Source organism: Flavobacterium agricola, from assembly GCF_025919725.1.
In the GTDB taxonomy this organism is placed as follows: Bacteria; Bacteroidota; Bacteroidia; order Flavobacteriales; family Flavobacteriaceae; genus Flavobacterium; species Flavobacterium agricola.
Window position 1 is genome coordinate 375,783 of record NZ_CP081495.1, and the last position, 26,155, is coordinate 401,937.

A 26,155-nucleotide genomic window follows, 5' to 3' on the forward strand; every position below is an offset into this window, starting at 1 on the left:
TGTATTTAAAATTAATCTGTTATTCCTAAATAGTTTGTTGGCGAAATTTGTAACAATTCGTGTTTAACTTCTTCAGAAACGTTTAAGTTCTGAATAAATTCGTGAATTGATGTTTTAGTAATCGCCGCATTGGTGCGTGTTAAATCTTTTAACGCTTCGTATGGATTCGGATAAGCTTCACGACGTAAAATGGTTTGAATTGCTTCTGCAACTACAGCCCAGTTGTGCTCTAAATCTTCTATAAATTTAGCTTCGTTAAGTAATAACTTGTTTAAGCCTTTTAATGTTGCTTCTAAAGCAATAATTATGTGCCCAAACGGAACCCCAACGTTACGTAAAACGGTAGAATCTGTTAAATCGCGTTGTAATCTTGAAATAGGTAATTTAGCCGCTAAATGCTCTAAAATAGCATTAGCAATGCCTAAGTTTCCTTCTGAATTTTCAAAATCAATCGGATTTACTTTATGTGGCATAGCCGAAGATCCAATTTCGCCTGCTTTAATTTTTTGTTTAAAATATTCCATAGAAACGTATGTCCAAATGTCACGATCTAAATCGATTAAAATGGTGTTGATGCGTTTCAATCCATCAAAAAAAGCAGCAAAATGGTCGTAATGTTCAATTTGTGTAGTAGGGAAGGAGTGGTGTAAACCTAAATATTCCTCTACAAACTTGGTTCCAAATGCTTTCCAATCTGTGTTTGGATAAGCAATGGCATGTGCATTGTAGTTACCTGTTGCACCACCAAATTTAGCAGCGAACGGTACGTTGAATAATAAACGAATTTGTTGTTCTAAACGTTCAACAAAAACCAAAAGTTCTTTACCTAAGCGCGTAGGTGATGCTGGTTGCCCGTGTGTACGTGCTAATAAAGGCACATCTTTCCACTCAATAGCTAATTCTTTAAGTTTGCTAATTACCTTAGTTAAGGTTGGCATGTAAACGTTTTGAAAAGCTTCTTTAGTAGAAAGCGGAATAGCCGTATTATTTATATCTTGCGATGTTAGCCCGAAGTGAATAAACTCTTTAAACGGAGCTAAGTTTAAACGATCGAATTCTTTTTTTACAAAATATTCAACCGCTTTTACATCGTGATTGGTCGTTTTTTCTGTTTCTTTAATCCAAAGTGCATCTTCCGTTGTAAAGTTTTTGTAAATAGCTCTTAATTCAGGAAAAATATTTGGATTTACATTAGCTAACTGAGGCAGACCTTGTTCGCAAAGCGCAATAAAATATTCGATTTCTACTAAAACACGATATTTTATTAGTGCTTCTTCTGAAAAGTATGGCGCTAATGATTCTGTCTTGTTTCTGTATCTTCCGTCAATCGGTGAGATAGCAGATAATTCATTTAAATGCATTGTGTTGTTTGTTGTGTTTATGTTTTTTGAAGACCTACAAAGATAGCGATTTTTAGGGATTTATCCTAAAATTATGTTAGTTATTTGCTAATTCTGCTATCAATTTTGGTTTTAATTCCGCTAAGCCAAAGCTTGCTAAATTAGTAATTGTTGTAAGGTTGTATGTTTTATTGGTTACGTTTGCAGGGTTCGCATCAATATAAAAAATCGTACAATTTTTAGGTGCATATTCGTATAAACTTGCTGCCGGATAAACTTGCATTGAGGTACCTACAATAAGTAATACATCGGCTGTTTTTACAATTTCAATGGCTTTGTTTAACATGGGCACTGCTTCGCCAAACCAAACAATGTGTGGACGAAGTTGTACGCCGTTGTGGTTGTTTTGCGTTGTTAAATCGGTTTCCCAATCTAAAATTACAGCATCGTTATTTACTGGGCGAACTTTGTTTAATTCGCCATGCAAATGCAGTACGTTTTTGCTGCCCGCGTTCGTGTAAATTATCAACATTTTGGGTTATAACTGTTACATTAAAGTATTGCTCAAGCTCAACTAAAATTTGATGGGCAGCATTGGGTTGCACGGTTTTAAGTTGTGCCCGACGTGCGTTGTAAAATTGGTTTACTAAATCGGGGTTTTTACGCCAACCTTGCGGCGAGGCAACTTCCATCACATCATGTCCTTCCCACAATCCATTTGCATCTCTAAAGGTTGCAATGCCGCTTTCTGCACTTATTCCGGCACCCGATAAAACAACTAAATTTCTCATTCGTTTAGATTTGGTTATCTTTGTGAAAGATAATTATTTTGAATGAAATGGCATATAATATATTTGAAGATGAAGCGTATTTAGAATACCTGCATGGCTTTATAACTGAAAATAGAAAAAATAATTTTGAACGTGTTTTAGAAAACCGTACCAAACATTTTACCGTTGCGGTAGAAGATGTTTATCAACTACATAATACCAGTGCGGTAATGCGTAGTTGTGAGGTTTTTGGAGTTCAGGATTTGCATGTGGTAGAAGCAAAATATGGCAAACGCATTGATAAAGAAATTGCCATGGGTGCCGAAAAATGGGTAGATATTCATCGATACAATTCCAATCAAGATTGTATTAATACCTTACGTGCGCAAGGTTATCAAATTGTTGCTACAACGCCGCATACCAACGATTCTAATTTAGATGCGTTTGATATTACTAAACCTTCGGCATTGTTTTTTGGGACAGAAAAATTGGGCCTTTCTGAAGAAGTTATGCAACAGGCAGATTGTTTTTTAAAAATTCCGATGGTTGGCTTTACAGAAAGTTTAAACATTTCGGTTTCTGCAGCCATAATAATTCAGCATTTAACCAATGAATTAAGGCAATCGGACATTGCTTGGCATTTAACACCGGCTCAGGTTTTAGAAAAAAAGATTGATTGGGCACGTAAAACCATTAAAGATATTGACTTTGTTACTCAACGCTATTTAGAGCAAAAAGCTTTGGTTTAATTTTTAGAAGGAATTACATACGTAAGCAAGCTTTGATACGGATTACCAGTTAATTTTAAAAGTTGCGCAAAGGCAGGTTCTGTTTTTAAACCTTGTTTTTTAAGCTGAATAACTTGTTGTTTAAAACTTGGCGGCATGGCTTTTAAAATTTCATATTCTTTAACCATGTGTAAATAGCCGTTTTGCTTGGTAGTTGGTATGTTTTGCGAATAAATTTCGATTTCAAAATCCTGATAGGTAAAAGTACAGACCAAAATATGTTGTTCCAGGTTGCTTATTTTTAGTTTAAAATTTGCTTTATGTTGGTATTGTTGGGTAAGTTTTAACGCCAATTCCTGAACGTTGGTTGTAAACAAAATTAAATCTAAATCACTGTTCTGAATATTAATTTCTATAGGAATGGTGCCTACCAACAACGGTTCGTAGTTTTTAAATGTTTCAAAAAAACACAAATCAGTTAAGGTTTTGTATGCCTTTTGTTGCACGGCATTTCCGGTTTTTAAATATGCGATTGATTTGAAATTCATAATGCGGTTACAAAAATGTAAATATAAAAAAAGTCCACCATTTGGTGGACTTTTTTGTTTTATGCTTCAGCTTCTTTCGGAGCTTCAGGTAAATCAGCTTTAAAAATGAATGAGGCTAATTCTTTGTTTAATCCGTCTAACGTACGTTTAAATAAGTTAAAAGCTTCGAATTTGTAAATTAAAAGCGGATCTTTTTGCTCGTGAACAGCTAATTGAACCGATTGTTTTAATTCGTCCATTTTACGAAGGTGTTTTTTCCACGCTTCGTCTAATAAAGCTAAAGTTATGTTTTTCTCGAATTCGTCTGTAACCGAACGGCCCATTGTTTCGAAAGCTTTTTGCAAGTTTGTTACCACGCTTAATGATTTTTGACCGTCTGTAAACGGAATCACGATGCGCTCAAAACGATCACCTTGGTTTTCAAAAACATTTTTAATAACCGGGAATGCATTTTTAGCATTACGTTCGTTTTTCTCTTTGTAAACCTGAGTTAAATTGTGGTACAATTTGTTAGTTAATTCTTGTGCCGACATTTTTTTGAATTCTTCTTCGCTAAATGGCGAACCAATAGCAAAGGTTGTAATCAACTCAAATTCAAAGTTTTTATAATCGTTTGTAGGTTTGTTGTTTTCAGTAATTAATTCTGCTAAATCGTATAACATATTAGCAATATCAACTTTTAAACGCTCTCCGAATAAGGCATGACGACGACGTTTGTAAATTACTTCACGTTGTGCGTTCATTACGTCATCATATTCTAATAAACGTTTACGAACCCCAAAGTTATTTTCTTCTACACGTTTTTGTGCTCTTTCAATAGATTTGGTCATCATAGAATGCTGAATTACTTCACCTTCTTTAATACCCATACGGTCCATTAATTTTGCAACACGCTCTGATCCGAATAAACGCATTAATTGGTCTTCTAACGAAACATAGAATTGTGATGATCCTGGATCTCCTTGACGACCTGCACGACCACGTAACTGACGGTCAACACGACGTGAATCATGACGTTCTGTACCAATAATGGCTAAACCACCAGCAGCTTTTACTTCGTCAGATAATTTAATGTCGGTACCACGACCAGCCATGTTGGTAGCAATGGTTACAATACCTGCTTTACCAGCTTCGGCTACAATTTGCGCTTCTTGCTTATGTAATTTCGCGTTTAATACGTTGTGTTTAATACCTCTAATTTTAAGCATACGGCTTAATAATTCTGACGTATCAACCGATGTTGTACCAATTAATACTGGGCGACCAGCTTCTGATAATTGTACGACATCTTCTATTACAGCGTTAAATTTTTCGCGTGTGGTTTTGTAAATCAAATCTTCTTTATCGTGACGTTGAATTTTACGGTTTGTCGGAATTTCTACCACATCTAATTTATAGATTGACCAAAATTCTCCAGCTTCTGTAACCGCAGTACCTGTCATCCCCGCCAACTTGTTGTACATACGGAAATAGTTTTGTAAGGTTACTGTTGCAAAGGTTTGAGTTGCCGCTTCAATTTTTACGTTTTCTTTCGCTTCGATAGCTTGGTGCAATCCATCAGAATAACGACGCCCGTCCATAATACGTCCGGTTTGCTCGTCAACAATCATAACTTTATTGTCCATTACTACATATTCTGAATCTTTTTCGAATAATGTGTATGCTTTTAAAAGCTGTGTAATGGTGTGAATACGTTCTGATTTTATAGAAAAATCTTGATATAAAGCTTCTTTTTCGGTTGCTTCATCTTCTTTAGATAAATTTTTCTTTTCGATGTTTGCGATTTCGGTACCGATATCTGGTAACACGAAGAAATCGTCAGATGTATTTTTAGATAATTCTTTAATTCCTAAATCTGTAAGATCTACTTGGTTGTTTTTTTCTTCAATTACAAAAAACAAAGCTTTATCTACAATTGGCATATCACGGTTGTTGTCTGCCATGTAGGTGTTTTCTGTTTTTTGAAGAATTTGACGAACACCTTCTTCAGATAAAAACTTAATTAAAGGTTTGTGTTTTGGTAAAGCGCGGTAAGCACGTAAAAGTTGGAATCCTCCTTCTTTAGTATCTCCCGCTTTAATTAAACGTTTAGCTTCTGTTAAACAGTTTGTAGCAACGTTACGTTGTAATTGGTAAATGCTATCAACCTTTGGTTTTAGCTCGTTAAATTCATGACGATCTCCTTGTGGAACCGGACCAGAAATAATTAATGGCGTACGTGCATCATCAATTAAAACCGAGTCAACCTCGTCTACAATAGCATAGTTGTGTTTACGTTGCACCAATTCTTCAACCGAATGAGCCATGTTATCACGTAAATAATCGAAACCAAATTCGTTATTTGTTCCGTAAGTAATATCGGCTTGATATGCAGCACGACGCCCTGGTGAGTTAGGTTGGTGGTTATCAATACAATCTACCGTTAAGCCATGGAATTCGAAAATTGGCGCTTTCCAAGAGCTATCACGTTTTGCTAAATAATCGTTCACGGTTACTACGTGTACTCCGTTTCCGGTTAAAGCATTTAAATATACAGGTAGGGTAGAAACTAAAGTTTTACCTTCACCGGTTTGCATTTCTGCAATTTTACCTTGATGTAAAACGGTACCACCAATAAGCTGAGTATCGTAATGTACCATATCCCACGTTACGGTTTGTCCGGCAGCATCCCATGTGTTTGCCCAGTTTGCTTTATCACCTTCTATGGTAATATAAGGTTTGGTTTGAGCTAATTCTTTATCTTTGTCAGTTGCTGTTACTGTAACAATTGGATTGTCTTTAAAGCGCGCTGCTGTAACTTTCATTACGGCAAATGCTTCTGGTAAAATATCTGTTAATACCTTTTCGCTAATTTCGTAAGCTTCTTTTTCAATCGCATCAATAGAAGCGTAAATGTCTTCGCGTTTGTCAAAATCGTCAGTAGCTTCGATTTCTTGTTTAAGCGATTGTATTTTAGCATCTTTTTCTGCACGTGCTTGTTTAACTAAATCTTGAAAGTAAACGGTTTTAGCACGTAGCTCGTCGTTGTTTAACGACTGAAATTCGTTTTCGTATTTTTTAACTTTTTCGATAATAGGTCGAATGGCTTTTACATCCTTTTCCGATTTATCACCAACAAAAGCCTTTATAATAGCATTTATTAAGCTCATAATAGTTTTTTGTTATTTAAATAGATATGATAAAACAAAAAAAGTCTCGCAGAATGAGACTTTTTTTATTGGTATTTTATATTAATACTCATCCTCGTTCCAAAGATAATCTTCGTCGGTCGGATAGTCAGGCCAAATTTCTTCCATAGACTCATAGATTTCTCCTTCGTCTTCTATTGATTGTAAATTTTCAACAACCTCTAACGGAGCACCAGTTCGAATCGCGTAATCAATAAGCTCGTCTTTAGTTGCAGGCCAAGGAGCATCACTTAAATAAGATGCTAATTCTAATGTCCAATACATTTCTTAATCAATTTTAGTTTTATGCAAAAATAAATTTTATACTGAAAAAAACAAGTAAAAAAAAGTTTTATTTAAAAAAAATTTAAGAACGTTATTTTTACTGCGAGGAATAAAAAAATAATTTAATTATTTTCTTGGTATCCATTTAATTTCGTCAGCTCCTAAATCAAAAGACAACTTTCGTGCCAATACAAATAAATAGTCAGAAAGTCGGTTTAAATACATAATTACCATCGGATCTATTTCTTCTGACTGACTTAATTCGGTCGATAAACGCTCGGCACGACGACAAACGCAACGCGCAATATGACAATATGACACCGTGGTGTGTCCGCCAGGCAAAACAAAATGTGTCATAGGGGGTAAGGCAGCATCCATGGTATCCATTTCATTTTCTAAAAAAGCAACATCTTGTTCCGAAATGCGAGCAATGTTTAAACGCGGTTGTCCGTTTTTTAAAATTTCTTTTTCAACCGGAGTAGCCAAAATAGCCCCAACGGTAAATAAGCGGTCTTGAATTTCGATCAAAACATTTTTATACGCCGGGTTTATGTCTTGATCACGAATTAATCCAATGTAAGAATTTAGTTCATCTGTTGTTCCGTAGCTTTCAATTCGAATATGATTTTTTGGTACGCGTTGCCCACCAAATAAGGCAGTTGTTCCTTTATCTCCTGTTTTTGTATATACCTTCATGTTTATGGCTTTAAGTAAGATAAAAGTATTACTTTTTTTCTGGTTTTAAAATTAATATCAAAATTGCTTGTTATTCTTGGCTTTACTAATTTTTAGTTTTAAAATCTGTATTACATTTGCTGCATGAATGAATTACTTGCTCCGCAACCCAAATTGGGTAAAAAAGGATTACTAACCTTAATCTTTTTTTTGAATATGACTGGCCCAATGTCAATCGATTTGTATTTATCGGGCTTACCGCAAATGATTGTGGATTTTAATACTACCGAATCTGTTTTAAACTACACATTAATTGGTTTTTTTATCAGTTTTGCTATTGGCATGCTTTTTATTGGACCAATTAGTGATAAAGTTGGACGCAAACCCATTTTACTTGGCGGAATTTTAGTTTACGGAATCGCTTCGGTTTTATGTTCGGTTGCCCAACATGTAGAAATGCTTATTTTGTTTCGCATTATTCAAGCATTAGGAGCAGGGGGAATGATTTCAGTTTCTACCGCTATGGTTAAAGACAGTTTTTCGCACGAAGAACGCCCAAAAATTATTGCTTTGCTGCAAATGTTAGGCGTTTTTGCACCCACGGTTGCGCCGTTGGTTGGTGCGCAAATTATTCAATTTTTTTCATGGCATGTAACCTTTACGGTTTTAGCTTTTTTTGCTTTAATTGCCTTTATAATCGCTTTGTTTTTAACCGAAACCTTAACGCCAGAAACCAAATTAAAAGATTCTGTTTTTAGAAGCATTTTATCACTGAAACACATTTTAGTTCATAAACCTTTTATGGTTTTCTTGGTTTCTATGGGTGGTCCGTCTGTAGTTTATATGGCTTTTTTATCGTTAAGTTCTTATATTTATATTGATTGGTTTCAGTTAAACGGAACCGAATACAGCTTGTTTTTTGCAGTAAATTCGTTACTTTTATTAGTTGGGCCAAGGGTTTACTTGGCTGTTCGTCATCAAGTAACCCCTAAACAAATTGTAAAAATTGCTTTTGGTGGTATTGTACTTTCTAGTATTTTATTGTTTACCATTGGTACTTTATCTCCTTATTTATTTTTAATTGCTTTTGCACCCGTAACGTTTAGTAACAGCTTTTTACGCTCGTTCGCTTCAAACGTTTTGTTAGGGCAAGATAATATGAATTCGGGCGGTGCTGCATCCATTATTAATTTTTCAAATACCGGATTGGGCGCAATGGGCATGATGTTGGCTGCCTTGCCATTTGGTACAAACATTCAGCGTTTGGGCTTTGTTATTGTAATTGCCATGGCATTAAGTATTTATTTGTGGTATTATTTTAATAAAAAAGGATATCAATTACGCGGGGTTTAAAGCGTAAATTACAGGAACTTCTAAATGACAAAAAAATAGCCTATTTTTGCTACAAATACTACTATTGTGAATTACTTATCAGTCGAGAATATATCTAAAGCTTATGGCGAACGCGTTTTGTTCGAAAACGTTTCGTTTGGCATCAATAAAGATCAAAAAATTGCTTTTGTAGCAAAAAATGGAAGCGGAAAAACATCTATTTTAAACATTATTACCGGTAAAGATTCGCCCGATTCGGGGCAAGTAGTTACTCGTAAAGATATTAATGTTGCCTTCTTATCGCAAGAACCCGATTTGCAAAACGAATTAACTATTGAAGAAAGTATTTTTGCATCAGATAACGAAATTTTAAAAGTAATTGAACGTTATGAAAAAGCGGTTTTAAATCCGGAAGATGAAAAAACGTTTCAAAGCGCTTTCGATCAAATGGATTTGTACAACGCTTGGGATTTTGAAACCCAGTACAAACAAATTTTATCAAAGCTAAAATTAGACGATTTAAAACTGAAAGTAAAAAATCTTTCTGGTGGTCAAAAAAAGCGTTTGACTTTAGCCATTATTCTAATTAGCCGACCTGATTTGTTAATTTTAGACGAGCCAACCAACCATTTGGATTTAGAAATGATTGAATGGTTAGAAAATTACTTTGCTAAAGAAAACATTACGCTGTTTATGGTAACGCACGACCGTTATTTTTTAGAGCGCGTTTGTAATGAAATTATAGAATTAGATAACGGAATAATTTATCAATATAAAGGGAATTATTCGTACTATTTAGATAAAAAAGAAGAGCGTATTGCTGCCGAACAAGCCTCGGTAGATAAAGCCAAAAACTTATTTACGAAAGAATTAGAATGGATGCGCCGCCAACCAAAAGCGCGAACAACCAAATCTAAATCTCGTCAAGACGATTTTTACATAATTAAAGAAAAAGCCAGCCAACGCCGTATTGAACATCAGGTTGAACTCGAAATCAACATGGAGCGCATGGGTAGTAAAATTGTAGAATTACATAATCTGCACAAAAAATTTAACGACAAAGTTATTTTAAACGGCTTTACCTACAATTTTGGACGTGGTGAACGCATCGGAATTATTGGTAAAAACGGAACTGGTAAATCTACCTTTTTAAATATTTTAACCCAAACCATGCAACCCGATGCAGGTAAAGTTGTGGTTGGTGAAACCATTAAAATTGGCTATTATACCCAAGCCGGAATTAACCCAAAACCCAACCAAAAGGTAATTGATATTATTAAAGAATTTGGCGAATATATTCCGCTTTCTAAAGGTCGATTACTTTCTGCAGGGCAACTTTTAGAACGCTTTTTGTTTGACCGTAAAAAGCAACACGATTATGTTGAAAAATTAAGCGGTGGCGAATTAAAACGTTTATATTTATGTACCGTTTTAATTCAGAATCCAAACTTTTTAATTTTAGACGAGCCAACAAACGATTTAGATATTGTAACCTTAAACGTTTTAGAAAGCTTTTTGTTAGATTATCCAGGGTGTTTACTGGTTGTTTCGCACGACCGTTATTTTATGGATAAAATTGTTGACCATTTATTTGTGTTTCGAGGCGAAGGTGAAGTAGAAGATTTTCCGGGTAATTATTCTGATTTTAGAATTTACGAAGATTCTGCCGAGCCGGTAAAAGATGAGGTTGCTAAAGAAAAAGTAAACAAAAAAGAAAAATCGGTTAAAGCAGGATTAACTTTTAACGAGCAAAAAGAATTTTCTAAAATAGAACGTGAAATTAAAGATTTAGAAGCTAAAAAAACTTTAATTGAACAAGAATTTGCAGACGGAAAAGTTGCCGATGATGCTATTGAAAAAAAATCGATTGAACTTCAAAAAGTAATTGAAAATTTAGAAGAGAAAGAAGAACGTTGGTTTGAACTTTCTGCTAAAATGGAAGCATAATGAAAGCACTTATACAAGGTTATTTTAAGTTTTTAAAACGCTCAACCAACCAACACGGGGTACATTCGCCCTTTGTTTTTAAATTGGTTACGCAATGTTTTTACGACAAGCAAAACAAATCCGCGTATAAGGTTTTACAAGCATATCGCAACCGTTTGTTGCAAAACAAAAATACCATTCATGTAACCGATTTTGGTGCTGGATCGCGTATTTTTAAAACCAACCAGCGCGAAATTGCTAAAATTGCTAAAACTGCTGGCATAACTAAAGCACGTGCCGAACTTTTATATCGGGTAACTGCCTATTTTAAACCCAAGCAGGTGTTAGAAATTGGTACATCTTTAGGTTTAGCAACAGCCGCATTAGCTGCAGGTAATTCGGATGCCGAAATAATAAGTTTAGAAGGTTGCCCAGAAACCGCAGCTACAGCATTAGAAAATTTGCAACATTTTAACTTGCATAATGCAACGGTTAAAATAGGTGAATTTACCCAAAGCTTTAAAGAACTAGAAACTAAAAAGTTTGATTTAATTTATTTTGATGGCAACCACCAAAAAGACGCAACTTTAGCGTATTTTGATGCATTGCTTCCTACAGCACATAACGATTCGGTTTGGATTTTTGATGATATTCATTGGTCTAAACCTATGAATGAAGCTTGGGAAATAATTAAAAATAAACCTGAAGTTTGCGTTACGATTGATACCTTTCAGTGGGGATTTGTATTTTTTAGAACCGAACAAGAAAAAGAACATTTTACCATTCGTACATAAAAAAAATCCAGCTTTTATAGCTGGATTTTTTTATATGTTTATAATAATGTCAAAACGGGTGCGGTTTCCTCCGCGTCTAAAACTCGGGTCCATGCCGTGTAAACCTTTAATTTCTTCCATAAAAAAGGTTCGGTTTCTAAAACTAATTCTATCGTTGTATTTGTATAATAAAACAACTTCATAACCTTTTAAGTTGGTAGATGCCCAACGGGCTAAATCAAATTGTGCATACAAATCTAAAGCTGCATATTTTTCCATGTACATATAAGCACCGCTTAAGGTTAACTTTCTACTAATAAAAGGCAATTCTGATCGTACAGCTACGTAAACACCCGAACGTTGGTTACTAAAATCGGGGGCCGTGCTGGCATCAAAACCTGAATCAAACGATGTTTTTCCGGATGCATCTGTAATTAAAGATGATGGAATTCCGCTTTTATAATTTTTAAAATTATAGTAATAATCTACTTTTAAAGACAAATTATTTAAAGGTTTAATTTTGTATATAAATTCGGTTGCAGAAATGGTATAATCGGGTGCTAAATCGCCATCCCAAAATGCATTTTGTAAATCGCTTTTAAAGCGGTTCATTAACGATTGGCCTTTTATAATTCCTGAGCTAATGCTAAAAATACGGTCATCGTTATTTTGCTCTAAGTTTAGTGAGAAACCATATAAACTTCCTTGATTTTTAAACGATTCGTTATTGCGGTAGCTTTCTATATAAAAAGCTGCTTTTCCGTAAAAATTAAATGCTTTAGGCATTTCTTTTTTGTATTGATAACTTACCCCATCATGGCGCCAAAAATCAAATTGCGTTCCTGATTGATTGGGCCAAATTTCGGATGCATCCTGGCGCCCAACTTTTATGTACTGATTTTCTTTAAAACGAAATTTTAACCAAACTTCATCTAGCAAAATGGCTAATCTCGAATCGGCATCTCCACCATAAGCAAAACCAGGAAAAACCTGCACGCTAAAACGATAATCTAATCGGTCGGTAATTTTTGTGTCTAAATAAACATTAGCCAAAATACGTGACCAAAAACGAGATTGAATGTGTTCTCCCGAATTGGTTTCGGGGTTGTAAACAATTTGGTTCCAATCCAACTCAGCTACTCTGAAAATAGCGAACGAGCTTATTTTTGTTCGATCTATAATATTAGATTTCTGTTTGGTTTTCTGTGTGTTTTGTTCTACTTGTTTTTGTAGTGCAGCAACTTGTTCTTTTAAAAGCTTAAATTCTTCCGCGTAATTTACTTGTGCCGAATCTGTTTTTTGATCCTGAGCCGATGCAAAATAGGGTAGTAAAAGTGCCAAACACAATATTGCGGGGTGCAAAATTTTACATTTCATTTACTTTTATATTTTTTTATTAAGATTAAAACACAATTGTTTGCCTTATCCGTCTCTTTCTGTTAAATTTGACGATATACTATTAACATTTTTTTTCGATTTTTATTTTTAAAATCCGGGAAATACGTAAAATTTAACGTTAAACTGCAATTGCTGGTTATCTGTTTTATTCAAATTTAATATTCACTATATACTACTATAAATACTAACTCACTTATTACATGAAAAAAAAGTCCACATTTTTAATTGTATTATTACTCGTTGCTCTGCTTGCGCTAATTTTTTATCGCATTTCTAAAAATAGTCAAGCTGCGGCTGGAGCCAAAGCTGCTCCTAAAAGCGCTGCAATTAGTGCTATGGTTTTAGAAGCACAAGTTTTTAATGACGAATTAACGGTTAGCGGAACGCTTGAAGCTAATGAAGAAACAACCATTCACAGCGAAGTTTCGGCATTGGTTTCGGCTATTTCTTTTCAAGAAGGAACTCAGGTTGCTAAAGGGCAAGTGCTTGTAAAATTGGTTGATACCGAATTAAAAGCACAAGTTGCTCAGGCAAAAAATAAAATGAAATTGGCTTGGGAAAATTTAAAACGTGCTAAATTATTGCTTGAAAAGGAAGCGATAAGTCGTGAAGAATTTGAGTTTTCTGAAACCGATTTTTTAACGGCAGAAAGTGCTTTAAACATTATTCAGGCGCAATTAGATAAAACAACAATTCGTGCACCATTTTCGGGTACCATTGGTTTACGCAACATTTCGGCTGGTAGTTATATTACGCCAGCAACTGCAATTACCAATTTAGTTAATGCAGATCCGATTAAAATTACATTTTCAATTCCAGAAAAATACGCTGCACAAGTTAAAAATAATACCGAATTAAATTTCACGGTAACGGGGAACCCAAAAGTTTATACAGCTAAAGTTTTTGCTGTAGAACCTTTGATTGATGTAATGACGCGAACTTTAACTATTAAAGCCATTTGTGCCAACCCAAATAACGAACTTATTCCGGGCTCTTTTGCTAATATTAATTTGCCTTTAACTACGTTAAATGATGCGTTGTTGGTTCCGGCAGAAGCTTTAATTCCGGTTCAAAATGGTAAAAAAGTATTTGTTTATTCGCAAGGTAAAGCCAAAGAAGTTATGGTTGAAACCGGAACGCGTACCAACAAAGATGTTTTAGTTATTGAAGGATTAAAAGCAGGCGATACGTTACTTACATCTGGAATTATGATGTTAAGACACGATCAGAACATTTCGGTTAACTTAAATAAATAATACATGAGTCTGTCTACCTTAAGTATAAAACGACCGGTATTTACTATTGTCGTTAACCTGGCCTTAATTTTATTCGGAATTTTAGGATTTACCTTTTTAGGTGTTCGAGAATATCCGTCTATTGACCCGGCTCAAATTAGCGTTCGTACAAATTATGCAGGGGCTAATGCCGATATTATTGAGTCGCAAATTACAGAGCCTTTAGAAAAAGTTATTAACTCGATTGACGGGATTAAAAACCTCTCTTCCACGTCAAACCAAGGGGTTAGTAATATTAATATTGAATTCCATTTAGATAAAAATTTAGAAGAAGCTGCTAACGATGTACGTGACAAAGTTTCGCAAGCGCTACGTAGTTTACCTCAAGATTTAGATACGCCACCGGTAGTTTCTAAAGCCGATGCCGATTCAGAACCTATTATTATCATGACTTTACAAAGTGATGGTAAAAATATTTTAGAATTATCCGATTATGCTGATAACGTTATTGCACAACGCCTACAATCTATATCGGGCGTAAGTTCAGTAAGCATTTGGGGGCAGAAACGTTTTGCTATGCGTTTATGGATTGATGCACCAAAGTTAGCCGCTTACGGCTTAACTATTTTAGATGTTCAGGCCGCGTTACAAGCCCAAAATGTTGAGTTACCTTCTGGTAAATTAACAGGTGCCAAAACCGAAATGGCAATTAAAACCTTAGGAAACTTAGCTACTGAAGATCAGTTTAACGATATCATTATCAAATCTACTGATCAAAAAGTTATTCGATTAAAAGATGTTGGTACTGCACGTTTAGAAGCTGAAAACTTTGAAACCAGTATGACCGAATCCGGCGTACCAATGGTTTCCTTAGCTATTATTCCGCAACCCGGAACCAATTATTTAGATATTGCTAACCAATTCTATAAAGAATTTGATCGTTTGCAAGATGATTTACCTGACGGGTTTAAAATGGAAATTTCCATGGATAATACGTTGTTCGTAAAACGCGCCATTACCGAGGTGGTCGAAACCTTATTTATTTCGGTTGCATTGGTTGTGTTAATTATTTACGCGTTTTTCAGAAACTGGTCGGTTGCTTTCCGCCCGTTGGTAGATATTCCGGTATCGTTAATTGCTACTTTTTTTATTATGTATTTGTGTGGTTTTTCAATCAACGTACTTACCTTATTGGCTATCGTTTTGGCAACCGGTTTGGTGGTAGATGATGGAATTGTAGTAACCGAAAATATTTATAAAAAGGTTGAAGAAGGCATGTCGCCAATTGAAGCTGCAATAAAAGGATCTAACGAAATTTTCTATGCCGTAATTTCCATTTCAGTAACCTTAGCAGCCGTATTTTTACCCGTAATCTTTTTAGAAGGATTTGTGGGCCGATTGTTCCGGGAATTTGGTGTGGTAATTGGAGCCGCCGTTTTAATTTCGGCCTTTGTATCGCTTACGTTAACACCAATGTTAAATGCATATTTGGTAAAAGGTGGCCAGCAAAAACAAACCAAGTTTTACCAACGTACCGAAAAATATTTTGTGCGTATGAACAAATCGTACGCAGGCAGCTTGCAGTTCTTTTTAAATCGCAAATGGTTAAGCGCAGCAGTTATTGTGGTTTGTTTAGGTATGATTGCTTTATTTTTTACCATTTTACCAAAAGAAACTGCACCTTACGACGATCGTAGTAATATTTCTGTTCGTGCAACCGGTCCAGAAGGTGTTTCGTATGATTATATGCAAAAATTCATGAATGAATTAACGGATATGATTAACGATTCTGTTCCAGAAAAAAATGTAAGCTTAGTAATTACATCACCAAGTTACGGATCTGGATCAGCAAACAGCGGGGTAATTCGTTTAGGATTGGTACAGCCGCAAGATCGTGAAAAAACACAAGGCCAAATTGCTAACGATTTAAGCGTTTGGACTCGTAATTTTACCGATGCTAAAGTTTCTATTTCCCAACAACCAACCATTTCGGTTGGGCGCCGTGGTGGGATGCCAATTCAATACATTATTCAGGCAACTAATTTTGAAAAACTAGAAGAAAAAGTTCCGGAATTTATGGATGCGGTTTCACAAAGTCCTGTTTTTTCAAACTTCGATATCAATTTAAAATTTAACAAGCCCGAAGCGTACATTACCATTGCTCGTGATAAGGCCGAAAATTTAGGTGTTTCTATTTTAGATATTGCACGTACCTTACAAATGTCATTATCTGGGCAGCGTTTTGCTTATTATATGATGAACGGAAAACAATACCAAGTAATTGGGCAGTTTAACCGTACCGACCGTTCGGCACCTATGGATTTAGCTGCTATGTATGTAAAAAATAACAAAGGGCAACTAATTCAGATGGATAACTTGGTTACGATTGAAGAAAAAAGTAGCCCACCGCAGTTGTATCACAACAACCGTTATATGTCGGCAACCGTTTCAGCATCTTTAGCACAAGGTCAAAGTTTAGAAGATGGAATTAAAGAAATGGATCGCATTAAAGAACAAGTTTTAGACGATTCTTTTACAACTGATTTAGGTGGTGAAGCGCGTGATTTTATGGAAAGTAGTTCAAATACCTTATTTGCATTTGGTTTAGCTATTGTTTTAATATTCTTAATCTTAGCCGCGCAGTTTGAAAGTTTTATTGATCCAATTATTATTTTAATTACGGTGCCAATGGCTGTAGCTGGAGCTTTATTTTCGCTGTGGTTGTTTGGACAAACCTGGAACATTTTTAGCCAAATCGGAACCATTATGTTAATTGGTTTGGTAACTAAAAACGGAATTTTAATTGTTGAATTTGCGAATCATTTACGCGATCAAGGTCTATCTAAATACGATGCCGTTTTACAAGCGTCAGAATCACGTTTACGCCCAATTTTAATGACCTCGCTAACCATTGCTTTAGGAGCTTTACCAATTGCTTTATCAATCGGTGCTGCATCTATTAGCCGTATGGGAATGGGTGTTGTAATTGTTGGTGGAACCTTGTTTTCATTGGTTCTTACCTTATTCGTAATTCCTACTATTTATTTAATGTTTTCACGCAAGCGCAAGCACAATCCAGAATTAGACAAATATTAGTACCTAATGAAAAAGCTATATATATTTATAACAACGCTTGCTTTGGGTAGCTTTACAAGTTACGCGCAAGAATTGTTAACCATAAAAGATGCCGTAGCAATTGCTTTAAGCCAAAACTACGACATTCAATTATCTCAAAACGACAAAAATATTACTGCCGAAAGCGTGAGCATTGGTGCTGCAGGTTTTTTACCCAATCTAACAGCCAATTTAACGCAAAATAACAGCGTAATGAATTCTGAACAAACGCAATCTAGCGGCGTAGTTCGATCACTTAAAAATGCTAAAAATAACAATTTAAGTTACGGAGTAAGTTTAGGTTGGACCGTTTTTGACGGATTGGACATGTTTAAACGCTATGATATTTTAAAAGAAACCGACAACTTTCAGGAAGCACAATTTAAGCAAGCGGTGCTTGAAACCATTTCGTTGGTTATGGTAAATTATTACAATATTGTTGAGCAAACCAATGTACATAAAGCGTTAGAATCGGTTAAAGAAATATCGCTAGAACGTTATAACATTGCCGAAGCGCGTTTTAAAATTGGTAAAGCTTCTAAGCTTGAAGTTTTAAACGCTCAAGTTAATTTAAACGAAGATGAATCAAATTTAATACGTCAGGTAAATACCATTCAATCATTAAAAATTCAATTAAATAGATTGTTAGCTCGTGAATTAGCTACTAATTTTGAAGTTGAAAAAGAAATGAGCTACGACGAGCTGTTAACCTACACCGATTTGTACGAAACGGCAATGCAGCAAAATCCAGAAATCATGAAGATTGAAATTAGCCGTCGTTTAGCCGAATTAAATTTGCAACAAGTTAAAGCAAAACGTTATCCAACTGTTCGAGTAAATGCCGGATATAATTTTAATGAATCTGAATCGAGCCTTGGGTTTACCACCCACGCCAATTCGCACGGATTTAATTACGGCTTGGCTGTTTCTATGAATTTGTTTGACGGATTAACCCAACATCGTAACGAACGCATTGCTAAAATAAATATTGAAAGCATGGATTTACGAGTTAAAAACCAAAACGAACAGCTTTCTACTTTGTTGTTAACTGCGTTTAATAATTTTCAAACCTTTCAATCTTTGGTTAAAGTTGAAGAAAATAACGTTGGCTTGGCTAAAAATAGTTTAGATATTACCAACGATAAGTTTAAAATCGGAACGGTAAGCTCGGTAGAATTTAGAGATTCACAAGAAAACTACATCAACGCTGTTTCCCGTTACAATGCTGCCTTATTAGATACCAAATTAGCAGAAATTGAACTGAAGCAAATTATGGGTAAATTAGATATTTAATAAAATCGGAGCATTAGCTCCGATTTTTGTTTTTAAAATGCTGTACATTTGATTTTTTTATTTCACAACATGCAAGCACAACAACTTACTTTTGGCTTATATGGGCACACGTTGCATCATACCCAAATTCAATCGCACAACGGACAATATTTGGTTTACGATTCTCGTAATGATGATACGCAGATTGCCAGCACCCAAACCATAGAAGTTTTACAGCTAGAAAGTTTAGCAACCCAAGTAATTTACCGTTGTAATCCGGCTGGTGTTTACGGTCCTGGGGTTGGTGCAGCAACCTTTTCTCCTCAACAATTGCAAACCTTGTTTATACACGGTATAAAAAATGCTTCACCTAGTAATCCGTATAGCATGACGCGCCGTACCGGGGTTAGTATTTTTTTAAATAATCCTGGGCACCCTATTTACATGGATGCACGTAATATTTACGAACCTTTTACAGCTGGTGCTTTACGTGGCGGCACGCATGCGCACGCTTGGCATCCAAATGGAAATTTAATATCGTTTACGTACAATGATTTTGTTTTAGAACATGCAACGCATAGAAATGCTGATCGCGATTTGCGTTCGGTTGGTGTTATGTTTCCTCAATCGGTTTCTGTTTTTAAAGATGAAGAAGGAGAAAATAATTCGGGAGAAATGTTTGCTGTTTTAGTTTCTGAAGTTGTTAATCAGGCGCAACCAAATACTGACGAAATCGAAAAAGCTTTTGACGAATGTTGGTTGGGTAGTTTGCGTAAACTTGCTTTTCAGGGGCATGTTCGTGATGCAAAAGGTAAATTACAATCCGAAATTTTTATTGTTGATTTACCAGATAACTTATCGCAAGCCGGAGCGCATCCTTTACAAGGAACTGCAACCACGCGTTGTGGTGTTCCTTTAGGAACCAAGCAATACCGAATTACGCATACGCCCAACGGAATATCTAATTTTAGACATTGGTTGCGTAGCAATTCATCTGGTACCCTTGTTTATTTTTTAATGGAAGATGATTTAGGATGTACACAATTGTTTCAAGTTGCAATTGCAAGTCAAAAAATAAAGCAATTATCTTTTCATGATTCTGGCATTCATTCGCCTTTTAATGTGCATGTTGATGCTAAAAATGCTGTTTATTTACAGCATCAAAGTTTGGTGTTGTTAGATTTAGAAACCGGGCAAAGCAACGTGCTTTTTGAATCTACTGCCGATATTCAGTTAACTGGGATTCCGCATTTTTGCAACCATTCTAACACCATTTATTTTAATGCTTATGTAAAGTATAATACGGCAAGTTATATTCAAATATTTCGAATAACATATTAAAAAAAGCACTTACTTAAGTAAGTGCTTTTTAGTTTTATATCGCTTCCGGATTTTGGCTGCTTATCTTGTTTTGTTCAATGCTTTGCATCCCATCTTTATACCAGTCTGTTTTTTGTAACAACTTTAAGGTTGGTTTAAAGAATATTAAAAAGAAAACTGAGGTAAAGGTGTTTGACGCCGTAAATGCAGCAGCAACTTGCAACGCATGGCTGTCTGTTAAATATCTTGCAAATTGTTCTAAAACGCCAAAAAATGGTAACATAATTAATACGCCAATAATGTTAAATCCTGTTGCCGAAGCTGCAACTAATTTGGACATGGGCGATAATTTTAAAGAAACCAATAATGCTGTTGAGGTTGTACCAATGTTAGCACCAACAACAATTGCAATAGCAGCATTTAACGGAACTACGCCTTGTGAAACCAAAACAATTACTAAACCAACAACAACCGAACTCGATTGAATGATAATCGTAATAATGATTCCGTAAATGATTCCTAATATCGGATTGGTTGCTTTTTCCATAATTTGCAACAACATCGGATCATTTTTAATTGGTTCCATAGAAATGCTTATTAGGTTTAAAGCAAAAAAGATAAAACCGAAGTAAAAAATAGATTTTCCTGCCACTGCGATTCGGCTCGGTGCCATACTTATTAAGGTACCTAAAACAATTAAGGCTGGACCAAACATATCGGATTGATACGAAACAATCCATCCGGTTGAAGTTGTACCAATGTTGGTTCCTAATAAAATCATTAAGCTATCTCGAAATGAAATAATGCCTGAATCTACTAACGAAACGGTTAATGAAGAAACCAAAGTGCTGGATTGAATAACTGCTGTTACGGCTCCGCCTAAAATAAAACCACCTAACGGTAAGTTTGTCATTTTTTTAATCCATCGTTGTAAGTTTTCAATACCAAAGCTTTCAATTTCTTTACTAAAGCTTTGTAAGCCAAAAATAAATAATGTGATTGCCGAAATAATAATAATTACGGTATGCAAAGTTTGCATAAATAATATAGGTTAAGGTTAATATTAGGAGTTGTAATTAAAAAATTTAAACAGAAATGGCTACTATTTAAATACTTCCGTTTAAAATTTTTATCTTGTACATCAATTCTTATTTAAAAACAATGAATTTTAAAGCTTTTACTTTTATATTTTGTTTGCTTTTATTGTCGTGTAACACCAAGAATGACATGCAAATTAACAATAATTTAGCAAAATACCAACCCCTTGCATTAGGGGAGGAACAAGCTCAAAAAATTATGGCTTTGCCGATGCATTGCCTTTTGGTTGAATACCCAAATAAGTTAGGTCAGGTTTTAAATGAAGCAAGCGAATTAAAATCGCCCAAAGCATTGCGTCCGGTTTTTTACGGATGTTTTGATTGGCATTCATCCGTTCATGGTTATTGGAGCATAATTACGCTTTTAAAACAATTTCCGGAAATGGATGCAGATAGTAAAATAGCTGCTGTTTTAAACCAGCAAATAACGCCTGAAAATGTGCAAGTTGAAATTGATTTTTTTAATCAACCGCATAATAAATCGTTTGAGCGTACTTATGGCTGGGCTTGGTTTTTAAAATTGCAACAAGCATTACAAACCTGGGATAATCCGCAAGCGCAACAATGGCATAAAACTTTACAACCTCTAGAAGAAATTATTGTTACCCGATATACCGATTATTTACAGAAATTGGTTTATCCGATTCGTACAGGTACTCATGATAATTCGGCTTTTAGCTTGGCTTTGTTGCATGAATATGCCACAACTACAAATAACGAAATCTTATTGCAAACCATTAAGGATTTTGCTTTAAAACAATACGGTAATGATGTTAATTGCCCAATTGCTTACGAACCAAGCGGACATGATTTTTTATCACCTTGCTTACAAGAAGCTTGGCTTATGAGCAAAATTTTAGATACGGATGCGTACCGAACTTGGTTAAAGCAGTTTATGTCTAGCTTATTTAATTCGGAATTTGATTTACAAGTTGCACAAGTTGCCGATCGTACCGATGGCCATTTGGTACATTTAGATGGATTGAACTTTAGCCGTGCCACGTGTTTGTTTGAAATTGCAAATAAGTTGCCCGAATTGCAACATTTAAAACCATTAGGAGCCAAGCATTTTAATGCTGCTTTTCCAAATATTTCTGATGATGATTATATGGGCAGCCATTGGTTAGGTACTTTTGCATTGCAAGCTTTGCAAGCACAATAAATAAAAAAAGGAAGCTAAAAGCTTCCTTTTTTTATTTCAATCTATATTTAGCGCCTAAAACAAACCAACGCCCTGGCATTGGAGTTGCAGCAATTTCGCGATATTGTTTATCAAATACATTAGTAAAATCACCATAGATTCCTAGTTTATCTAAATTGTAACCTAAACGGAAGTTTGTAATATCGTATCCGTTTCTTAATTCACGTTTTTGGTATTTGTACGTACCTTGCACATACCAATTTTTATATGAATAATTTACCGTTGCAATGGCTTGATGTTTTAAACTTTCAACCACATATTTAGAGGTAAGTCCATTATTCATCACCATTTCTTCAGGCTTTAAATAATTGTAACTTACGCTGGCTTGAATTTTAGATGCGTTATTAAGAGTAAAAACATTTCGAACCTGAAAATTTACGCCGTGAATTTTGTTTTTCGCCGCGTTAAACGGTTGGTACGGTTCGCTGCTGTCGGTTCTAATCCAATCAATAAAATCAGAAATATTTCGGTAAAAATAACCTGCTTGGGCGTGCCATTGTTTTTTGTTGTAACGAATGTTAGCCTCGTACTGCCATGCTTTTTCGCTATTTAAATTGGGATTTCCAATGTTTCCTGGACGTTGATTTAAATACAAATCAGTAAACGACGGTACGCGTTGACTTGAACCTACGTTAAGCCCCAATTTAAAGTTTGGAAGAAACTGATAAGCTGCATCAACCCCAGGAAAAAATTCCCAGCCATAATCTGAATTGTAATTGGCATATCCACCTGCATTTACAAATAATTTTTCAGCAATAATGGTTTTATATTCTACATAAAAACCGTGGTTGTTGCGTTTGTGAGAACCAATGTTAGAACTGTTTATTTGTTCCCAACGGCTTTCCCATCCTAAACCAAAGGTTCCGAAATTGGTTAAATAGCTTGCGTTAACTTCCGCATTTACAACATTGGTATAATGTAAAGAACGTGCACTTGCTAGATTATGTCTAAAATAGCGGTAATCGTCTTCGTTGTAACGGTTTGAAATTCGAGGTTTAATAAATAATCGATCGTTTATTTTGTAGGTCATACCCACGCTAGCAAACGATGTATTTACAACTTCTTCCGATTCTTTATCACCCGGTGCTGCGTAAAAACCATTTGCACCAAATTTGTTAAAAATTTGACCTAACATAACGTTTAATTCGCTTTTGTCAGAAACGTCAAAATTACCTTGATAAAAACCGCGATAAATTTCGGCTGCCGTATTGTAGCGATGGCCGTTATACTGATCGGTATTTAAAGCAAATAAATGATTGCTTTTTTCGCGAGCTAAAGTTCCGGTAAGTTGCAAGCCACCGCCCCAGTAAATACCATTTCCATCGTTCTCATCTTTCGATTTAAAAGAACTTCCCGAATATATATTGGCATATAAGTTGTTTTCTTTTGCCTTTTTAGTAACAATATTAATAGCTCCGGTTAAGGTATTAATTCCGTAAATACGTGCTGCTGGCCCTTTAAGCACTTCAATACGTTCAATCGCATCTAATGCTACAGGTAAGTTTAAGGAATGGTGTGCCGTTTGTGCATCAGAAACTTTAACACCGTTTAATAAAATTAAGGTTTGTTCAAAACTTCCGCCATCAATGCTCACATCAGCTTGCGTACCAAATGGGCCGCGCTGTCTTAAATCAACTCCGCCAATTAAACCTAAAACTTCGTTTACGCTACGCACCGGAAGTTCGCTAATTTGTTTGGCAGTAATAACCTGAATGTTTCGTGCCGTTTGGCTAAATGGTAATTCTAATCTATTTTCAGAGATAACAATTTCGTCTAAATTGGTTGCCTGATTATTTTGAGCTTGTGCGCCGATATTGTAGGTAGCTAATAAAATAATTCCTGCTTTTTTAAATTTCATAATAATTATATTTTCTGATGCAAACCTCGTAACTTTCCGGTGTATATTTGTAGTCCAGTTTTAATATTATGAGTAGTCCGGTAAAATTAAATTTTAAACAAGTTATTACTTATCAAGTTGGTAGTGCTACGCCTATTTATTTACAACTTGCGCAACAATTTATTAATGCCATTCAGCGTAGTTGGTTAGAACCTGGTGTTAAGTTGCCCGGTTCCAGGATTTTAGCCGAAAACTTAGGCTTGCATCGTAAAACCATTATTGCTGCTTTGCAAGAATTAGAATCGCAAGGTTGGATTTTGGTTAAACCTAATGTCGGAACCTTTGTTATTTTACCACAAGCAACCGAGTTGTTAAAAAATAAAATAACATCTTTTAGTTCGTTATCTGCTTATCCTGAAAAGGCTGGGTTTACATTTAAAACCTCTGATTTACTTGCGTTAGAACCCATTCAGCAGCAACCCAATGATTTAATTTGTACCGATGGCACGCCCGATTTGCGTTTGTCGTATTTTAAAAACCTAACTCAAGGATATAGCGCTACGTTAAAACGAAAATCAACCCCAAATAAATTAGGCGATTTGCATCATGAAAATAAATATTTTAAAAATCAGTTAACCAATTTTTTAAATGGCACGCGCGGTTTACATATTTTACCTGATAATGTACTAATAACCCGAAGTACAGAAATGAGCTTGTTTATATTGGCTCAAACTATTTTACAACCAAACGATGTTGTGGTGGTTGCCCAATTAAGTTATTACAAGGCTAATATGATATTTCAGCAAATAGGAGCCAAGTTACAAACCATTCCGGTTGATGAACAAGGTTTATCTGTTGATGCATTAAAGCAACTACTAAAAAAACAAAAAATTAGAGCGGTTTATATTACCCCGCAACACCATTATCCAACAACAGTTACATTAAGTGCAGATCGTAGGTTGGCCTTATTGTCGTTGGCAGAAACCTACGGGTTTGTAATTATTGAAGATGATTACGATTATGATTTTCAGTATGATAAATCGGCTATGTTACCATTAGCCAGTGCCGATGTTCAGGGCATGGTGGTTTATACCGGAACTTTTGGTAAAGCTTTGTTTCCGAATTTTAGAACCGGATTTATTGTTGCGCCAAAAAATGTAATTCAAGAAGCTCGGAAATATTTACATATTATAGATCCGCAGGGTGATGTGGTTTTAGAAAATGTTTTAGCTGAATTGATTGAAGAAGGGGATATGCACCGATATTTAAAAAAATCGATTAAAGAATACCAAGCCCGACGTGATTTTGTAGTACAATTTATAAACGATCATTTATCAGAATGGATTGCTGTAAACGTGCCTAACGGTGGTTTGGCTTTATGGTTTACATTTAAACAACCAGTGGTTTTGCAGCAATTAACTTCTTTTTTTAAGCAGAAAAAAATTGTTTTACCTCGCTTTGTGCAATATCAAAATCAAAAAATAACAGCTTTGCGTTTTGGCTTTGGACATTTAAATACGGAAGAATTAACTCAGGTTTTAATGGCTTTTGTGCTTTTTTTTGAACAAGAAAAGAATTAGTAATAAAACCTAAAATCGAGCGCTTTGCATAATGTATATTTTTGTTCAAACAAGTTTTCAACCAATGCTACCGGATCGTGGTACGTTTGGCACAAATTAAAATAAAACCCATCTAACGCGGTGCTTAATACCGGGGCTTTAAATCCGTAGCCCGAAAGCCCGAGTGCTCCAGTAATATCTAAAAAATATTGTGCATCTTCTTCATCAATATCTAAAGCAAACGTATTGGCAAAATGTACAATTTTGTCTTGCAGCTTGCCTTCAAAAAGTTCGGCAACTTCTTCAAAGCTGTAAAAGTAATTGTTAATTTCTATTTGATTGTTAGCGCCAGGAACCACAAAATATAGCAGGTTGTATGCCTTGTAATTTTTATCTTCTCGTAATAAAATATGCAAACATGTTTCAAAATCTTCGATATCTTCAAAAGCCTGATAAACATTTGTAATGTTGTAATGCAACGCCATTTGTTCTAGCCAAGGTAAAACCAAGCTATTTTGGTATGCATCGGCTTGTTCTAAAAGTTCAAGACAAAAAACATTTTTAGAAGAATTCATATA

19 protein-coding genes and 1 pseudogene are annotated in these 26,155 nt (G+C 35.2%); 10 read left to right on the forward strand and 10 right to left on the reverse strand.

Annotation, left to right across the window (positions count from 1 at the left end; translation table 11 throughout):
- Positions 1 to 11: 11 nt before the first annotated feature.
- Together purB and K5I29_RS01865 are read right to left on the reverse strand one after the other, a co-directional pair.
- A complete protein-coding gene (gene purB, locus K5I29_RS01860) occupies positions 12 to 1,361 on the reverse strand; it encodes an adenylosuccinate lyase (protein WP_264434168.1) in 1,350 nt (449 codons plus the stop codon).
- Between the two features lie 76 nt (positions 1,362 to 1,437).
- Positions 1,438 to 2,131 (reverse strand): annotated as a pseudogene (locus K5I29_RS01865) (SIR2 family NAD-dependent protein deacylase).
- Between the two features lie 47 nt (positions 2,132 to 2,178).
- Between K5I29_RS01865 and K5I29_RS01870 the strand changes: the two are divergent.
- Entirely contained in the window at positions 2,179 to 2,859 is a 681-nt protein-coding gene (locus tag K5I29_RS01870) for a TrmH family RNA methyltransferase (RefSeq protein ID WP_264434169.1), read from the forward strand.
- Here K5I29_RS01870 and K5I29_RS01875 read toward each other — a convergent pair.
- The 4 genes from K5I29_RS01875 to K5I29_RS01890 all read right to left on the reverse strand — a co-directional run bounded on the left by K5I29_RS01875 (position 2,856) and on the right by K5I29_RS01890 (position 7,534).
- On the reverse strand, positions 2,856 to 3,386 hold the full coding sequence (locus K5I29_RS01875; RefSeq protein WP_264434170.1) for a DUF4269 domain-containing protein: 531 nt from the start codon (positions 3,384 to 3,386) through the stop codon (positions 2,856 to 2,858). The two genes, K5I29_RS01870 and K5I29_RS01875, sit on opposite strands and share 4 nt — an antisense overlap.
- Before the next feature lie 59 nt (positions 3,387 to 3,445).
- Positions 3,446 to 6,535, reverse strand: coding sequence for a preprotein translocase subunit SecA (secA, locus tag K5I29_RS01880; RefSeq protein ID WP_264434171.1), 3,090 nt, complete (start codon positions 6,533 to 6,535; stop codon positions 3,446 to 3,448).
- Positions 6,536 to 6,616: 81 nt separating this feature from the next.
- Complete coding sequence (locus K5I29_RS01885; RefSeq protein ID WP_002986941.1) at positions 6,617 to 6,838, reverse strand: DUF2795 domain-containing protein; 222 nt, start codon at positions 6,836 to 6,838, stop codon at positions 6,617 to 6,619.
- Between the two features lie 126 nt (positions 6,839 to 6,964).
- Positions 6,965 to 7,534 (reverse strand): cob(I)yrinic acid a,c-diamide adenosyltransferase, encoded by a 570-nt coding sequence (locus tag K5I29_RS01890; RefSeq protein WP_264434172.1) that lies wholly within the window; start codon positions 7,532 to 7,534, stop codon positions 6,965 to 6,967.
- A gap of 123 nt (positions 7,535 to 7,657) precedes the next feature.
- On the opposite strand from K5I29_RS01890, the gene K5I29_RS01895 reads away from it, so the two are divergent.
- The 3 genes from K5I29_RS01895 (at position 7,658) to K5I29_RS01905 (ending at position 11,565) form a co-directional block, all read left to right on the forward strand.
- The gene (locus K5I29_RS01895) at positions 7,658 to 8,866 is read left to right on the forward strand and encodes a Bcr/CflA family efflux MFS transporter (protein ID WP_264434173.1); all 1,209 of its coding nucleotides are present in this window, start codon (positions 7,658 to 7,660) and stop codon (positions 8,864 to 8,866) included.
- A 66-nt stretch (positions 8,867 to 8,932) separates the two neighbouring features.
- On the forward strand, positions 8,933 to 10,792 hold the full coding sequence (locus tag K5I29_RS01900; protein ID WP_264434174.1) for an ABC-F family ATP-binding cassette domain-containing protein: 1,860 nt from the start codon (positions 8,933 to 8,935) through the stop codon (positions 10,790 to 10,792).
- The gene (locus tag K5I29_RS01905) at positions 10,792 to 11,565 is read left to right on the forward strand and encodes an O-methyltransferase (RefSeq protein ID WP_264434175.1); all 774 of its coding nucleotides are present in this window, start codon (positions 10,792 to 10,794) and stop codon (positions 11,563 to 11,565) included. Before K5I29_RS01900 ends, K5I29_RS01905 begins: the two co-directional genes overlap by 1 nt.
- A gap of 30 nt (positions 11,566 to 11,595) precedes the next feature.
- Here the strand turns inward: K5I29_RS01905 and K5I29_RS01910 are convergent, their stop codons facing one another.
- Positions 11,596 to 12,921, reverse strand: coding sequence for a hypothetical protein (locus K5I29_RS01910; RefSeq protein ID WP_264434176.1), 1,326 nt, complete (start codon positions 12,919 to 12,921; stop codon positions 11,596 to 11,598).
- 221 nt (positions 12,922 to 13,142) lie between these two features.
- Here K5I29_RS01910 and K5I29_RS01915 point away from each other — a divergent pair, with 221 nt between their 5' ends.
- The 4 genes from K5I29_RS01915 to K5I29_RS01930 are packed head-to-tail and all read left to right on the forward strand — an operon-like array spanning position 13,143 to position 19,904.
- Positions 13,143 to 14,198, forward strand: coding sequence for an efflux RND transporter periplasmic adaptor subunit (locus K5I29_RS01915; RefSeq protein WP_264434177.1), 1,056 nt, complete (start codon positions 13,143 to 13,145; stop codon positions 14,196 to 14,198).
- Between the two features lie 3 nt (positions 14,199 to 14,201).
- A complete protein-coding gene (locus tag K5I29_RS01920) occupies positions 14,202 to 17,273 on the forward strand; it encodes an efflux RND transporter permease subunit (protein ID WP_264434178.1) in 3,072 nt (1,023 codons plus the stop codon).
- Positions 17,274 to 17,279: 6 nt separating this feature from the next.
- Positions 17,280 to 18,584: a TolC family protein gene (locus K5I29_RS01925; RefSeq protein ID WP_264434179.1), complete on the forward strand. Its 1,305-nt coding sequence runs from the start codon at positions 17,280 to 17,282 to the stop codon at positions 18,582 to 18,584.
- 48 nt (positions 18,585 to 18,632) lie between these two features.
- Positions 18,633 to 19,904 carry a DUF3748 domain-containing protein gene (locus tag K5I29_RS01930; protein WP_264434180.1) on the forward strand — a complete coding sequence of 424 codons (1,272 nt, stop codon included), beginning with the start codon at positions 18,633 to 18,635 and terminating at the stop codon, positions 19,902 to 19,904.
- Positions 19,905 to 19,938: 34 nt separating this feature from the next.
- On the opposite strand, the gene K5I29_RS01935 is transcribed toward K5I29_RS01930, so the two are convergent.
- Positions 19,939 to 20,922: a Na/Pi cotransporter family protein gene (locus K5I29_RS01935; protein ID WP_264434181.1), complete on the reverse strand. Its 984-nt coding sequence runs from the start codon at positions 20,920 to 20,922 to the stop codon at positions 19,939 to 19,941.
- A 122-nt stretch (positions 20,923 to 21,044) separates the two neighbouring features.
- On the opposite strand from K5I29_RS01935, the gene K5I29_RS01940 reads away from it, so the two are divergent.
- Positions 21,045 to 22,142, forward strand: coding sequence for a DUF2891 domain-containing protein (locus tag K5I29_RS01940; protein ID WP_264434182.1), 1,098 nt, complete (start codon positions 21,045 to 21,047; stop codon positions 22,140 to 22,142).
- Between the two features lie 31 nt (positions 22,143 to 22,173).
- Here the strand turns inward: K5I29_RS01940 and K5I29_RS01945 are convergent, their stop codons facing one another.
- On the reverse strand, positions 22,174 to 24,039 hold the full coding sequence (locus K5I29_RS01945; RefSeq protein ID WP_264434183.1) for a TonB-dependent receptor plug domain-containing protein: 1,866 nt from the start codon (positions 24,037 to 24,039) through the stop codon (positions 22,174 to 22,176).
- Between the two features lie 68 nt (positions 24,040 to 24,107).
- Here K5I29_RS01945 and K5I29_RS01950 point away from each other — a divergent pair, with 68 nt between their 5' ends.
- Positions 24,108 to 25,598 carry an aminotransferase-like domain-containing protein gene (locus tag K5I29_RS01950; protein ID WP_264434184.1) on the forward strand — a complete coding sequence of 497 codons (1,491 nt, stop codon included), beginning with the start codon at positions 24,108 to 24,110 and terminating at the stop codon, positions 25,596 to 25,598.
- Here the strand turns inward: K5I29_RS01950 and K5I29_RS01955 are convergent.
- The gene (locus K5I29_RS01955) at positions 25,595 to 26,152 is read right to left on the reverse strand and encodes a DUF6642 family protein (RefSeq protein WP_264434185.1); all 558 of its coding nucleotides are present in this window, start codon (positions 26,150 to 26,152) and stop codon (positions 25,595 to 25,597) included. The genes K5I29_RS01950 and K5I29_RS01955 overlap by 4 nt on opposite strands.
- Positions 26,153 to 26,155: the final 3 nt, after the last annotated feature.